General features: G+C 52.0%; 9 protein-coding genes. All 9 read right to left on the minus strand.

Features of this window, described 5'->3' with window-relative positions; translation table 11 throughout:
- Position 1: 1 nt before the first annotated feature.
- On the minus strand, positions 2-4,108 hold the full coding sequence (locus tag GOV45_RS09175) for a non-ribosomal peptide synthetase (RefSeq protein WP_170476685.1): 4,107 nt from the start codon (positions 4,106-4,108) through the stop codon (positions 2-4).
- 378 nt (positions 4,109-4,486) lie between these two features.
- A complete protein-coding gene (locus GOV45_RS09180) occupies positions 4,487-5,734 on the minus strand; it encodes a HupE/UreJ family protein (protein ID WP_170476687.1) in 1,248 nt (415 codons plus the stop codon).
- Positions 5,735-6,351: 617 nt separating this feature from the next.
- The gene (locus GOV45_RS09185) at positions 6,352-7,677 is read right to left on the minus strand and encodes a nucleotide disphospho-sugar-binding domain-containing protein (RefSeq protein WP_170476689.1); all 1,326 of its coding nucleotides are present in this window, start codon (positions 7,675-7,677) and stop codon (positions 6,352-6,354) included.
- A gap of 196 nt (positions 7,678-7,873) precedes the next feature.
- Positions 7,874-8,860 (minus strand): glycosyltransferase family 2 protein, encoded by a 987-nt coding sequence (locus GOV45_RS09190; protein ID WP_170476691.1) that lies wholly within the window; start codon positions 8,858-8,860, stop codon positions 7,874-7,876.
- 245 nt (positions 8,861-9,105) lie between these two features.
- Positions 9,106-9,450, minus strand: coding sequence for a DUF427 domain-containing protein (locus GOV45_RS09195; RefSeq protein ID WP_170476693.1), 345 nt, complete (start codon positions 9,448-9,450; stop codon positions 9,106-9,108).
- Positions 9,451-9,512: 62 nt separating this feature from the next.
- Positions 9,513-11,303 (minus strand): aminopeptidase P family protein, encoded by a 1,791-nt coding sequence (locus GOV45_RS09200; RefSeq protein ID WP_170476694.1) that lies wholly within the window; start codon positions 11,301-11,303, stop codon positions 9,513-9,515.
- Positions 11,304-11,546: 243 nt separating this feature from the next.
- Positions 11,547-13,424, minus strand: a complete 1,878-nt coding sequence (cobT, locus tag GOV45_RS09205) for a cobaltochelatase subunit CobT (RefSeq protein ID WP_170476696.1) — start codon at positions 13,422-13,424, stop codon at positions 11,547-11,549.
- Positions 13,421-14,122: an aspartate/glutamate racemase family protein gene (locus GOV45_RS09210; protein ID WP_170476698.1), complete on the minus strand. Its 702-nt coding sequence runs from the start codon at positions 14,120-14,122 to the stop codon at positions 13,421-13,423. Before GOV45_RS09210 ends, cobT begins: the two co-directional genes overlap by 4 nt.
- A gap of 12 nt (positions 14,123-14,134) precedes the next feature.
- Positions 14,135-15,121: a cobaltochelatase subunit CobS gene (gene cobS, locus GOV45_RS09215; RefSeq protein ID WP_170476700.1), complete on the minus strand. Its 987-nt coding sequence runs from the start codon at positions 15,119-15,121 to the stop codon at positions 14,135-14,137.
- Positions 15,122-15,231: the final 110 nt, after the last annotated feature.

The raw sequence follows: 15,231 nt of genomic DNA on the forward strand, positions 1-15,231 counted from the left end.
GTCAGCGTAGCGCCTGCGTTATTGCGGCCAAGTCTTCGTGGTCCAAATCAATCAGAGAGGCAGAATCATCTTGGTCCGGTTCGGCGGTTGCCAAACCCTCTGCATAAGCGGCAAGAGCCTTTACGGTTCGGTGTTCAAATACCGAAGATGGCGGCAGCGGCAGCCCATCCTCATTTGCCCTTATTGCGATTTGAATTGCCGTCAGGCTGTCGACCCCAAGATCAAAGAAGTCCTGTGTTATTCCGATTTGGGTTTTCTTTAGAATGAGTGACAATATTTTTGTCAGGTGGTGTTCCATTGCTGACGAAGGGGCGACGATCACTGTGTCTTCCGCCGCCCGCCTGCTGCCTTTTGGCAGACGGGCATTGTCGACTTTGCCATTTGTCGTCAGCGGCATTTCATCCAGTATAACCACGCTATCCGGTAACATTTCGCGCTGAAAATGGGCGGCAAGCATTTCCCATACATCGCTTTCCCTCAGGTTCCGCCCGGCCACATAAACGGTAAGGGTTGGTGGACGATCCAGTGGCTCGTCAAAACCGATCTCGTCCAGGATTTGAGACACCTTTTGTTCGTCAATTTCGTCGTTTAACTCATCCAGAGCTTGCGCACGCGTCTTATGCCCCATGCGCACATCCCACGAATACGGCAGCGCATAATTGTGAAAACCTTCCCGGGCATTGTGGAGGTGAATTCCGACGTCATTGATCAAGCAGTTGGTCGATCGGCCAGTATCGTCCGGTCGCACCCATGCAGTCCGCATTTTTAGAAAATTGTAAATATCAGATACGGGCACATCAATGTACCGGTAAATGTCTAGAACTTCGATCTGGTCTAGGAATTGACCATCCTGTAAGTCCTGCGTTTCAAGCAGTCTGGACAATGCGTCATCTTCGGCATGATAAGTCTTTCGCGCCTGCGTTACCATTGCATCCAGTTGGGCGCATGTCGGAGCGCTTGAGCGAAACAAGTCAGGTGTTAGCCTGGTCTCAAAGAATTGCCCCCGCGACAGGCCGGTTACAATCATCGGAGCGCCTTCTGAAAGCGCCGTTCGAAACGCCAACGTATACAGAGCCTTGAAACACCCCTGACAAACGTTGGAGTGAGTTTTGAGGCTGTCAACAAAGATTTGGTTCATCTTGTCGGTGTGCAGATAGCGGTGCGGCCAGCCAAGATCCTCTGTGACTCTTTGAATATTCGCCTTTGCGCCGTCGGAGATGTAGCCATTGTCGAGCGTCACGGCGAGTACGCGAGAAGTATATTCTGCCAAGCGATAGGCTGCATAAGTACTGTCCTTGCCACCGCTAAGAAGCATTATGGCATCATAATCTCCGGTGCGCGCTTGGCCGGCACGAGAAATCAGTTTATCTAGCTCGGACTCATCTTTGAAATATGCCTGAGCGCGGTCTTTGTACGTGTCGTACTCTTCGCAAATTGCGCAGAGATCAGGTTCTGGGAATTCAAGTTCTGGCAGGTTGTCGGGTAGCCCGCACTGACGGCAATTGCGGGTTTGCAACGGTTGTTTTGTTGCCTCAAATGCGACGTGGACCGAGTCCACCCCCGGCAGTTTCTGCAGAACGTGTTCGAACTCGGCGACTTCAAGGCGAACCCCGCCAAGCTTAATTTGTTCGTCTGCCCGACCGAGATATTCAACCGAACCGTCGCGCCTGATGCGCCCGAGATCACCAGTTCTGTATATGCGCCCCTGCTCATCTTCGGATTGATCCGGGAATTTATGATCCATGCCAGAAGATGCATTGAGGTAGCCTTGGGCCAACCGGCCCCCAATTACAATTTCGCCGGTCACACTAAACGGGCAGATGCTAAGTGCACTGTCACGCACACTGATTGAAACACCAGAGGCTGGACAGCCGATCTGCACCGATGGCTCAATGTCGATTTCACGGTCAAACAGATGTTGCATGGCTCCGACAACTGCCTCGGTCGGGCCATACTCATTAAATATACTCAAATCAGTCGACAAAACGTCCAGAGCCGATCGGCATAGCCGACTGGTCAGATTTTCGCCTCCCAAAACAAGTGTCTTGATTCTGCGCACGGGGCGGTTTTGTGCGCATACCAAAGCAAGGTGAGATGGCGTCAGTTTAACAATATCCACTTTATCATCGTTAAAGACATCCAGGACTGCCAAATCTGGCTCCCCGCGTTCTGGATAAACTGTTATCGAACCGCCAGAAGATAGAGGCACAAATAACGATGTAAGTGTCAGGTCGAAAGATACTGACGAGAAAAATGGATAATGGGCGGGACGATCTTTGCTGAACGTGGAACCGGCCCAACGGATATATCGATGAAAATTGCCATGATCGACCGCGACACCCTTTGGCGTTCCTGTCGAACCTGAAGTGAACAGAACGTACGCAATGTCATACCTGGTAACCGTCGGTAATGCTGCCTCACTGATTTCCGTAATGGAGTCAATTGTGATGCTTTGGCAGGTTTGAACTGGCGGCAAATCCGAAGCGGTTACAACAGCGGCAGATTTGGACTCGGTCAAAATTCGTTCGACACGGGCACTGGGCGTATTTGCCGCAATTGGAATGAAGCAGCAACCAGCCTTGAGGATGCCCAATGCTGCCAACACAAATTCTGGGGAACGTGGCAAGTGAATTGCGATCCGGGATCCTGTATCAACACCAAGATGCGTGATGTGCGCAGCAATTTGATTGCTGTGCTTGTGCACCTGCGCATATGTCATCGAGAAAGAACCGTCGATGATTGCCACGGCTTCCGGCGTGTTTTTCACTTGCTCTTCAATGGCATCAAGTATCGTTCGGACGGGACTTGGGGCTTCGGCCGGACCGTAAAGGATTGCGCGATCATCCCGTGGGCCGCCTAGATCAACTTCGGGAATTTTCGAATTGGCACAGGATAGTGTCGCCGTCAGCATCTTTGCGAAATGCGAAACTAAACGTTCTGCTGGAACTTCGTGCAGAATTTCGTTGTGTACGTCGAAAAACAGATCGGCTCGGCCTGTTCCCTCGAAATCGGTAATGTGGAACCGAATGGCATGAGCGGCGTCATGCGCGCCGCTGTGCAGCCATTGTATGGAAGCCGGATGACCGGCAAACATTCCAAACCGAGACTGGATAAAATTGCAGACAGCACTGATGCCACCATCCTGCCGGTCGGAGGCGGCATATGAACGAACCTGCCGCAGAAATTCGCCCAGTTCAGTTTTGATTTTACCGTGCAATGTCAGCAAACTGTCTGAAGGCTCTATTTCGATCCGAAATGGCAGAACCTCTACAAACAAACCCAGGCTTCTGCGATCTGCGTCAGATGCGCGGTTGTGGGACGGCAGGCCAATAGTGATTACCTCATCGCCAGTAACTCTGTGCAGATACGCGAAATAGGCCGTCAAATACAGGGCCATGCGTGACAAGTCCGGCGTGAAAAGTCGAAATTCGGGCTGGCCTATAGCGGCCTCTAACATCTCTGCGTTTATGTCTGTGAACGGAACGCGAATACGGGTCGAAAAAGAGGTGCGTTGTGCTGGGCTGCCATATGGCGGCGAGGATGGGTTTGGCGTCGATGCAGGCTGACTTTTTGTCTGAGCGTCTCTGTATACGGCACTTTCGAAATAGCTTGGTGCCGGTTCTACGTCGCTGAAACCAGTTTCTGTCAGAGCTTTATAACGTTGAGAAACCTGCTCGAACAACACTGACCCAGATTGGGCGTCACAGGCAATGTGATGCTGACACACGGTCCAGACCCAATGATTGTCGCTCAGTTTTACCAGTTTACTTCTTAGCGTGGCCCGACCCAGATCAAATGCTTTCTGAACCCATGCTGGTAAGGTTTGCTCTAGAACTTTGTTTGGGTCGGCTTCACTGCTTAGATCCCCAATCTCCAGCAAATCCATTGTGGCTTCGCTAGCAATTTGAAATGGGCCGTCACCGTCATCCCGAAAAACGGTTCTTAATATTTCATTTTGTTGCAGCGTCTCTAAAAACGCCTGATAGAACACATTTGGCTTTACTTCGAACCGCAGATCAAAACGCCATGCCACGTTGTACAGCGGCACGTCTGGGTTCAATTGGTGCCCTCTCCAGAAACGTTTTTGGCTCTCGGTAAGACGGTGCATTAGTACGATCCACCTAGCTTGGGATTGCGCGGTGGGCGCCGGCACGGGCAGCTATTTTTTCTAATCCAAAATTTTCGGGTGTCCCTGCCTCAAACGGTCTTTCCATTCTGTATATATGTTCGATAACCAACGGCGGTGAAATAAACTTAGAGGAACCGATTGGGGTGATCGATCCCGAAGTTGCTGGGAGGCAATCGCTACCCATTCGGGCGACATGGAAAAACTCCGTAAGACGTTTGATCGGCTGATCGTTACGCTCCGACACATGGTCTGGATCCAATTCGCTCGAAACGCTAGGCCGATCCAAGAACAATGTATCGACTACGCCAACGTTAATCCCGGGCGAACGCGAAGGATTCAGGGTACTCGTACACTGCATCAGTTGACCAATCCTGCCGTCGCTATGCCAAGTCCCGGAAACCCTCCAACCGTGCGCTCGATAAACCAGAAAAGAGCAATCGCAATCAACGCGACGGACCCGAATTGAAGCCCGATGACGCGGTAAGCAGTGAGCCGACGCAGGGCAAAGAATATCGGAAACACCACCAACACAATTGCCAACTGTCCAACCTCGACGCCGATGTTGAACGTGGCCAGGCCCAAAGCCTTGCGGGCTGGATCGAGGCCGAGAGGTTCCAGCACATTGGCAAATCCAAACCCATGGAAAATACCGAACAGGAATACCACTTTCCATGAACTGGCGTGGAAGCGTGGGATCAGATTACCCAAGGCGACAACTGCAATAGAAATTGCAATAATGGCTTCAACCAGCGTGATGGGCAGGGTGATCACTTCGAAGGTCGCCAGACACAAAGTGATAGTGTGAGCGACGGTGAACACCGTCACGATTTTGACAGTTTCTTTCAGGCTCTCTCGGACACTTTCCGAAGGAACCCAGTGAGAGTTTTCGATGCGCATGACCGCGCCGAGCAAAAGCGTGAGCAAAAACAGCACGTGGTCGAACCCCAACCAGATGTGCCAGACACCATGTTCAAAGAACGTGCGTGCAATATCCTTGGTTGGCTCGTCATTAAGATACAGGCTTTTGACACCGTCGCCCGGAGCAAAAATCAATGAAATAAAGCGCTCGTTTTCATCCATATCGTTGCGGGTGTTACTGCCGATCAGCGCGTATCCTCGATGTGTAGGGTCAACGTCCGAAAACAAACCGTCGTATGACATGTCGATGGTCGTTGGGGTTTGTTCGATACCCAGAACATTGAAGTGGAACTGAGCAAATTTATCGACCTTCGTGCCAAAGAATGTCAGGTCGTCAAACTCAATTTGGTAGGGCTGTCCTTCATGCGATAGCTGCATCCGCTCCTGAAAATACGCATAGAATTCGTCTGCTGCGGCGCGCACTTCGTCTTCTGATAGAGACGTTTCGATATCTTTGGAGTTTTGCTGTATCCGGGTCAGGTCGGTCAGCGTTACCTCGATACGTCCCGCAAGTGTGTCTTCGGTCACGTCAAAATAGACATAGCTTTCGTTAAAGCTGTGAGCGTGCGCCATCGAAGCAAATACGACCAACAGCCACATCCAAGACCAATTTACCAGCGCAAGAAATGTGCTGTGAAAACTGATAGGCGACCGGCTCTCGGTGCGTTCAGGAAAGTCGTATCTCATGAGCTTTGAATTCCATTTTTAAAGGGCGGGGCCATTGCCCGATTTCCAATTTGACGATTCTCGTTCGTTGAAAGCCCGAAGTGACCGAACAGAACGGACAATCTTCTGGACACTTGGGGCCGTTGATCGCCGCAACTTGGTATGAGTACGGGCACCCGCCAAAAGTGCACATGGCATCCGTACTTGGCCTTTGGGGTTGCTCGTTGGCACTGCTTACCAAAGGCACAAAGGAAAACTGTGATGTCTTACCATAAGCATAGCAGTGGTCAGTTACATGTGCTGTGGTCTTATCTTGGCAGACATCAGACACTGAAACGGGTCCGGTAGAATCCAACGCTCCGTCGTCACCCTGAGGAGGGAAAAATAAAGACAATCCTCGAAGTGCTTCCAGTCGCCGGGCAGAGCTCGGGTCTGTTGAGCACTCAAAGCGAAAGAAGATCGCAAAATCTTTGCAACCGTTCGGCGAAGCGCTGCACGTGGATATACCCGATGTGTTCACTGGCATTGGTCAATAAGTCATTCCTAACCTATTTACGCCGGGCTGTCTTTAACGGATCATAATTTATCTATATGAAGCGTTGGTCAGCAGATTTTCAGGGCTTGTCTGTTTGTGTGCGTCATTGTTTTTCGGTCAATCGCCGCAAGTAACGTTCAAGAACTTGTCCGTCTTTTTCGACGCGGCAGGCTGCCTGCATCGCCCTGCAGTTTTTTAGGACGCGGTCACTTCGAAGCAGCTCGTCGATGTTCTTCTCAATCAGATTGACAGGATCCGTGGTTCGGCCTGCCCGTCCAATACCGTGAAAGATCACTCTGGCGGCGCCGCCTTTCTGATCATTGACATGCGGGAAAATTAGCATCGGCGTGGCCGCATCAACCGCTTCGACCAGACCGCCGGTCCCGCCATGCATTATAGCAAGGTCAGCGTGTCTTAGAATTTGGGTTTGCGGCACCCAAGGCACAAAGTCGATATTGTCGGGTTTGTCCTCTAGGGGTATGTCTCCCCATTTTTTGCCTGCCGCGCCGAGGAAAATCCATTCCGTTCGGCGGCGGGCGATTTCCATCAAATGCCGTACCAAATGGCTGTCTGGCTTCATCATTGAGCCGAAGCCAACGAAAATTCGCTTCCTTTGCCCTTTTGGGTTGCAGAAACGTTCAACTGCGGAATGTGCGCTTACGCCTTCTGGACGGCTTGTCAGGATCATCGGGCCTAAATATTCCATTTCTGCGTATGGTCGCGTCGGCAGGTCCAAAGCTTGGGGCAGCAACAACACGGTCGGAATTTTGTAGGTCCAAGGCATTTGCCAGCAGTTGATGCGCCGGATCGTCTTGATTGGTACACCTTGCCTGCGGGCAAGTTCGGTTAGGGCTGTTGGGTGGTCCGCGCCTAGATCAGATCGCTTATTTCGGTAAAACCGTATTCTTTTGCTTGAAAGGTATAGGGCCCATGTCAACATTACGGCCAATCTGCTGCCCCTCAATCCCGATCCGGGATAAGACCTTTTATGCAAGGGAGGTGCGCGTAGCCCGGGCGGTGACAAGAACATGTTGCTGTATTGAACAACGGGCAACCCCATCGACAGGGCTACAATAATATGCGCATGCATCTCGCAATCGACAAAGATCGCGTCAGGGTTAAACTGCCTAAGCGCAATTTTCAGACCACCGACGCCAAGCTCGGTAACTGCTGCATTCAATCTATCTTGGAATGCATTACTGTCCGCTTCAGCCGTGTTAAGTGGTGATAGCAAGGGTGTGAGAGTATGGATTTTTGGCCTGCGGATTTTGTGATGACTAAATCCGTTCAGCGACAATAGCTCAGCCGCAGATTTTGGGGCGAACACCTTTATGTCATAACCCTCAGCCCGCGCTCGTCTGGCAAGTTCGACGACACTGCTGAGCGGGCTGTAGATACCACTTGCGATGATGGCCACCCGTCTTGCCATCACTATTCAGTCCATTTTCTTTTTGCTTTCATTAACTTCGCACCTATCGCGTTTCTTGCATCGGTTAAGGATATTCATGAGTTGCAAAAAGATCGACAGATCCAAACCGACGCTGCATCGGTTTGACGACTTTGCTGAAAACTCCGTACTCGAGGCGTCCCACTACTATCAATGCAATTCTAAGGTTGGTGCAAGCTCAAGCGGTTCGGTTTTCAGACGTCGCTTTTTCAGATTTCAATTGAGCCAGTTTTTTGCGGTAATGCTCGATGCAATTTTCATGAGCTTTGTATACTGTCTCATCAGCTAACAGGTCGCTGATCTTAGCCTTCAACTTTCCCCCGTATTCCAGCATTCGCGGATCATAAACTTCGTTGCGGTTGAATATGTCCCAATACTTGTCGCGAAATCTGGATGAGCGATTTTCGGCGCCGATTGGCTTAGTGCCCTGACCTCTCTTTTTTTTGAGTTCGAAACAGTCTTTTGTTTTTACAGCATAGTGACACACAGACGCCCAATCGTGGGCAACCAGTTCCGGCGGGGAGTCTCCTAACCTGTGTCGCCCACGCCTGACGGCGCGATAAAAAAGTTCGTGCATTCCATGGCCAGAAGCATTGATGAATTTTCCATCATTTTCCTCATAGCCCCACGTAAAGAAGGGGCGGTGCAACCCAAACCCCCTAATTTTGTCGGTTTTCTTGAACAACGTTTTAAAACGGAAGGTGCGGCTACTGTTCGTTTCGCTACGATGCAAGAACTTTTGCGTGATCAGACCTTCAGACCATTGCGCGAAGCCACTGTCGCCGAAATTCAGCCAATTCACCGCCATGCCAGCAGCAATAGGTTCGATTTTCTTGATCAGTTCAACCACGCTGTTTTCTGCGTTTGCACAGAACAGAAATTCGTCAGAATCCAACCACATGAGCCAATCAGCATGTTCAAAAGCCTCGTGGTCAAAGCCTAGTTCTGCGGCTTGGTTTTGGGGTACCTGGTCATCTGCCAGATTTTGAAGAACGTGGGATACAGCTCCGCTTGCGTCCAGGGCGTCCAACAGTTCAGTTGTGCCATCGGTCGAGTCATTGCTGTATATGACAATGTCTGTAAATCCGACGAGTTTGTGATAGGCAACCCATTCCAGCAGGAAGGGACCTTCGTCCTTGGCGCATGAAAACAGCCCAATCTTCATTAAGATCCCTGGCGAGTACTAAATCCCATTATGTGGCCGCGGCAGAGACACTCGTTGGGACGTACAATCAATGATTAGGCCAACGAAATTTGCCTTACGCAGATTGGCCCTTTGGTAGCACGCCAGCACTCACTGCACAATCGATTGGACCTGTTCATTTGCAGTGTCTGGACGATATTTTCCTCGCAATACCCAACACAGGTTAGAGGGCTTATTACGACGCGTTTGGGGCAGTCTAAGCGAGGTTAAAGCTGTTCAACTTTGACCGAGTCCATTGGATAGAAAGCAAGGTATTCCTTTATGCTGGAAACTGCTGCAATTGGGTCCTCATAACTCCAGACCGCGTTCTCGGTCACAGAGGATTTGTTGACAATCGAAAAATGCGTTGCGTCGCCCTTACTTGGGCAGTGGGTCACTTTGTCTGTTCGGTCAAGGAATGCCATCGCTATGTCAGCGCGAGGGAAATAAATCACTGGTTCCTTGTCGCCCTCTACCAGCTCTAGCGCGTCGGTTGTTTCGCCCAGTATTGCTCCACCGGAACGCACGCTCCACTTTCCCGGTGCCTTGCGGATTGTAATGTGCTTGGCCATATCTGCTCCTTCCCTCGTTTCTTCTGGGGTTCTCCATGCCCAGTATATGTGTCACTTCTGTGTCAAATAGTTGCGGTTGCGGCATCCAACCACAGTTGTGCGTCACCTCCCAGCCTTGGGCGAATTTTTTTTGCTACGTCACTGTGATAATTATTGAGCCACGCGCGTTCATCGCCCGACAACATATCGGCAACGATCAAACGACGGTCGATTGGCACGTATGTCAAGGTGCGCCAGTTCAGCATCGCACGCTCAACGTCGCCTCCGGGCAGGGTAGGAGCCTTTTCCACAACAACCAGGTTTTCAAGACGAATGCCAAATGCGCCTTCGCGGTAATAGCCCGGTTCATTTGATAGGATCATTCCCGGTTCCAACGGCACATGGCTGATCCGGGACAGGCGTTGCGGGCCCTCATGCACACTCAGGTAAGTTCCAACGCCATGACCTACGCCGTGGTTAAAGTCCTGACCAGCGAGCCAAAGAGGCATCCGTGCGATACATTCGATATCCCGCCCTGCCAACCCTACGGGCCAGCGTAACATTGACATTGCGACCATGCCCTTCAGAACGCGAGTAAAACAGGTTTTCTCCTCGTGACCGACGTCGCCGATTGCGATTGTGCGGGTAATATCCGTAGTGCCGTCGAGATATTGACCACCGCTGTCGAGCACTAACAGGTGACCATCTTCGAGGCGACTGTCTGTATCCTCAGTTACCCGGTAGTGCATGATAGCTCCGTTCGGACCCGTGCCAGCAATCGTGTCGAACGAGATGTCTTGCAGAGCATTGTCGCGGCGGCGACTTTCCTCCAATCGGGTGACCACCTGTGTCTCTGTTATGCTGCCGGGCGGTTGCGCGTCCAGCCAGCACAGCAACTCGACCACTGCCGCAGCATCGCGTAAGTGTGCTTCTGCCGTTCCTTCGATCTCGGCTTCGTTCTTTCGCGCCTTTGGAAGAACGCATGGGTCGCCGCCGTCCACCATCCGATCTCCCAGAATATCTCCAACGATCTGAGGCACTGTTCCCGGATCAACTTGCACGTTACCCGTCAGTGAACCAACTGCATCAAGGAAAGTGTCCGGCTCGTGAAGATGAATGCGGGGAGCCAATGCTCCGTCGAGATTATTGAGTTTTTTTGGTGCCATAAACAGATCGACATGCCCGTCTGCGCGTAGAATAGCAAATCCATGCGCAACAGGGTTGTAGGCAATGTCTGCGCCACGGATGTTCAACAGCCACATAATCGAGTCCGGCAGAGTTATGATGGCCGCGACATTCCCTGCTTTTTGAAGGCTTGATGCCAGCCGGGAAATTTTGCTTTCCGAGGTTTCGCCAGCAAACTCGATGGGATGAGACTTAACTGGCTGCATCGGTGGCGCCGGCTGACCCTTCCAGATGCGATCCACCAAATTGCTGCAGCGAACCAGTTCAATGCCTGTGCCATCCAGCTCTTTCTGTGCGCCCGAGATTTGGCCGACCGAGTGCAGCCACGGGTCGAATCCTACTTTACCACCATCAGGTAAATGTTGTTTCAGCCAAGCACTCAGGCTGACCTCGGGCCAAGGCACAGGTGTGAAATCGCCCGCTACCTGCGCTTTGACCTGTGTTCGATAGCGCCCGTCGACAAAAACCCCGGCGACCTTGGATAAAACAGCACAAAATCCAGCAGATCCGGTGAACCCTGTTAACCACGCAAGACGCTCGTCCCTTGGCGCAACGTATTCGCCTTGATGGGCATCTGCGCGTGGGACCAGAAAACCGTCAAGCTCCTCATTCGAAATCTCGTCCCGCAATGCAGCCAGCCGTGGGGGGCCTTGGTCAGGTCGCGCGGTCGCCGCAAATGACTGAAACATTGGGGGTCTCCTTTAAATCTAATGTGTTGGAAACTGAGGGGTACTCGGCAAAAAGTCCAGATTGAGATACTGACATGCATCAAAATTTGGGCGTATTTGACTGCCAAATATAAGCGCCTGACCCATGTTAGGTAAGCTCGCGGTCATCTTTCTTTCTTGTGCCAACAGATCGTTCGCCTGTAGTCGCGCAACCAGTTAAAAAGGCAGCAAAACTAAGGAAAATAAGTCACAGACAAGAAAGATTCAACTCGCCCGTTTCATCCCCATGACACGTGCTCGAGCACGCGGGTCGCTGTCGAAAAGTGCAGCCAGCTGTTCGGTCATGGCCCCTGCAAGTTGTTCGACATCGGTGATCGTGACGGCGCGGTCATAATACCGCGTCACGTCATGGCCGATGCCGATGGCCAGCAATTCCACCATTTGGCGTTTTTCCACCATAGCGATCACGTCCCGCAGGTGCTTCTCCAGATAATTTGCCGGGTTGACACTGAGGGTAGAGTCATCAACTGGGGCACCATCAGAGATCACCATCAGAATTTTCCGTGCTTCACGACGTGCCAGCATTCGCCGATGCGCCCATTCCAGTGCCTCACCGTCGATGTTTTCCTTTAGCAGGCCTTCCTTCATCATCAGGCCAAGGTTGGGTCGCGCCCGCCTCCAAGGTGCATCAGCACCTTTGTAGATAATGTGGCGGAGGTCGTTCAAACGTCCGGGCTGTTGTGGGCGGCCGTCATTCAACCAAGCTTCCCGCGCCTGTCCACCTTTCCAGGCGCGTGTGGTAAAGCCCAAAATCTCAACTTTTACGTTGCACCGTTCCAGTGTCCGCGCAAGAACGTCGGCGCAAATTGCAGCGATCGAGATCGGACGGCCACGCATCGAACCCGAATTGTCCAAAAGCAACGTGACGACAGTATCGCGGAATTCGGTATCTTTCTCGACCTTGAAGCTTAGCGGCGTGGTCGGGTTTGCAACAACACGGGCTAGGCGGCCAGCGTCCAGAATACCTTCTTCGCGGTCGAATTCCCAGCTGCGGTTCTGCTGAGCCTGCAAGCGGCGTTGCAACTTGTTCGCCAACCGGCTGACGGCTCCCTTAAGCGGCTCAAGCTGTTGGTCAAGATAAGCCCTTAACCGCTCTAGCTCGGCAGGTTCTGCCAAATCTTCAGCAGCGATTTCTTCGTCATAGGTATTCAAATAAACCTTGTAGTCCGGATCAGCTTCGGAAGCCGGTGGTGGAGCAGGCGGTTCCAACGGTGCTTCACCGTCGGGCATCTCGGCTTCCTCTCCCATTTCATCCTCGGCCATCTCATCCATCGAGACCTGAGCCTGAGACTGATCTTGCTGCTCTTCCTGCGTCTGTTCTGGATTTGCGTCGGCGTCTTGTTCGTCCTGATCATCTTGACCGGTGCTGTCTGGATCAGGTTGCTCTTCAGCATCATCTTCAGCCTGGTCTTCCTGCTCGTCATCCAATTCATCGGGGTCTTCGCCCAATTGGTCGCCATAACCCAGATCTTTGATCATCTGCCGTGCGAACTTCGCGAATTCGGTCTGATCCGAGAGAATGTCCTGCAAGTTGTCCAAAGTGCCGCCGGCTTGTTCTTCGATAAAGCCGCGCCACAGGTTCATTATGTTTTCTGCCGCAGGAGGCAAATCGCGCCCTGTTGCGAGATGCCTGATCAGATACCCCGCAGCAACCGACAGTGGTGCGTCGGCAGGCTGCTTGCATTGGTCATAACCTCGACGGATCGCTTCGTTGCCGATTTTGACGTCGATATTCGACGCCGTACCGGGCATATCGCGGGCGCCCATAGCCTCGCACCTGGCAACTTCCATTGCCTCGTACAAATCACGGGCCATGTCACCCGGAGGCGCATAGCGAGCATGGGTCGCGTCGTCGTGGTACTTACGCTGCAATGCAAGGGCGTCGGCGGTTCCTCTGGCCAACAACACCTCTTCGCGCGTCATTCGGCGGCTAACCTGGGGCAGGCGCATCGACTCGCCCGACATACCAGACGGGTCAACCGTATATGTGACCGAAAGCTCGGGATCATCGGCCATGACCTTGGTGGCTTCGGCCAACGCTCTCTTGAAAGGATCGGCAGGGTTGTCGTTCGGTTTGCTCATATGTCGGCCCCTGCTTCTTTCAACGTTGTTTCGTCGGTCGCCAAACGCGCTAGTACATCGACATGTACATCAAGCGCATCAATCACCTTATATCCGGGTTTTTGACCATCAAATGCGAGATTCAAATCTGTTCCTGCTAATACAATCGCATCAGCTCCGAGATCATCCACCATTCGACGACCAGCGTCCAAAAACAGCTCGCGATTCTGATCTGAGCAGCGACCCTCAACAGCCATATCCTGATAGATCTGTCCCAAAGTCTCAATCTCGTCTTCAAAAGTCAAAGCACGCGTTTGTTGGAGCTGGCCATAAAGTTTGGTCTGCATCACGACACGAGTACCTAAAAGCCCCACAGTGTCATAACCCTTTGAGGCAAAGTAACCGTCCAAAGGTTTCACGGCTGAGATCATCGGCAACGATGAGCGTTTGACGGTTTCATCATAGCAAAAATGTCCTCCCAGCGAGGTAATTGCAACGCAGTCAGCTCCTGCAGCCTTGAGTCGGTTTATTAGCTCCGAATAGACTTTGGCCTGTTTGACTTTTTCATCAGCCAAACTGTTTCGGATCAATTCTTGAACGTCCGCATGCACAATGGTCAAATCCAGTGATCGACCTCGCGAAGCCACCGCAGTACTCAGCCGTTGATAGTACACTACTGTCGCTGCAACTCCAATTCCGCCGATTAAGCCAATATGCACGGCGGCCTCCTGTTACCCCAAGCTCGCGCTGGCCGCGCTTTCCGGCAGCTCTTCATCAAAGCATCGCTGATAGAACTCTGCCACGGTTTGGCGTTCCAGTTCGTCACATTTGTTCAGAAAGGACAGACGGAAGGCGTAGCCCACGTTGCGAAAGATTTCGGCGTTTTGCGCCCAATTAATGACCGTACGGGGGCTCATAACCGTAGACAGGTCTCCGTTCATGAAAGCGGTTCGCGTCAAATCAGCGACGGTCACCATCTGGCTAACAGTTTTTCGGCCCTTTTCGGTATTATAGTTTGGTGCTTTGGAAAGCACGATCATCGTCTCGGCGTCGTGACTGAGATAGTTCAAGGTCGAGACCAACGACCAACGGTCCATCTGAGCTTGGTTGATTTGCTGTGTGCCGTGATACAGGCCGGTGGTGTCGCCCAAGCCCACCGTGTTTGCTGTGGCGAACAGGCGGAAGTTCGGGTTCGGCGTAATGATTTCATTCTGATCAAGAAGGGTTAGCTTCCCATCATGCTCCAACACGCGCTGGATCACGAACATTACATCGGCGCGCCCTGCATCGTATTCATCAAAGACAATCGCCACTGGATTGCGCAAAGCCCAAGGCAGAATACCTTCATGGAATTCAGTGACCTGTTTGCCATCGCGTAGCTTGATCGCGTCTTTACCGATTAGGTCGATACGGCTGATATGACTGTCCAGGTTCACACGAACTGCAGGCCAGTTCAAACGCGCGGCCACTTGTTCAATGTGGGTCGACTTACCAGTGCCATGGTAACCTTGGATCATCACCCTGCGATTGTGCGCAAAGCCAGCCAGAATCGCCAATGTGGTTTCAGGATCGAATTTATAGGTATGGTCAATGACGGGCACGCGGTCGCTTGCTTCTGCGAAACCTTTGACAGTCATATCGCTGTCAATACCAAACACCTCACGGACCGAGATATCTTCGGTCGGTTTTGCGTTGATGTCGATCGATCCGTCAGCCATGCGCCTAGTCCTTATCCTTTGGCCCGTTCAGGGAGTTTGAACCTGTGTGTGGTGCAACATATTGCGGGGAAGGGCAAGGGAAAGCGGCGCATTCGACATAGTGACTGTAA

It is taken from the genome of Ruegeria arenilitoris, assembly GCF_013035425.1.
GTDB classification, from domain to species: domain Bacteria; phylum Pseudomonadota; class Alphaproteobacteria; order Rhodobacterales; family Rhodobacteraceae; genus Ruegeria; species Ruegeria arenilitoris_A.

Coding starts and splice junctions, on each gene's coding strand:
- GOV45_RS09175 (WP_170476685.1), bottom strand. CDS start 4,108: ATGCACCGTCTTACCGAGAGCCAAAAACGTTTCTGGAGAGGGCACCAA.
- GOV45_RS09180 (WP_170476687.1), bottom strand. CDS start 5,734: ATGAGATACGACTTTCCTGAACGCACCGAGAGCCGGTCGCCTATCAGT.
- GOV45_RS09185 (WP_170476689.1), bottom strand. CDS start 7,677: ATGGCAAGACGGGTGGCCATCATCGCAAGTGGTATCTACAGCCCGCTC.
- GOV45_RS09190 (WP_170476691.1), bottom strand. CDS start 8,860: ATGAAGATTGGGCTGTTTTCATGCGCCAAGGACGAAGGTCCCTTCCTG.
- GOV45_RS09195 (WP_170476693.1), bottom strand. CDS start 9,450: ATGGCCAAGCACATTACAATCCGCAAGGCACCGGGAAAGTGGAGCGTG.
- GOV45_RS09200 (WP_170476694.1), bottom strand. CDS start 11,303: ATGTTTCAGTCATTTGCGGCGACCGCGCGACCTGACCAAGGCCCCCCA.
- cobT (WP_170476696.1), bottom strand. CDS start 13,424: ATGAGCAAACCGAACGACAACCCTGCCGATCCTTTCAAGAGAGCGTTG.
- cobS (WP_170476700.1), bottom strand. CDS start 15,121: ATGGCTGACGGATCGATCGACATCAACGCAAAACCGACCGAAGATATC.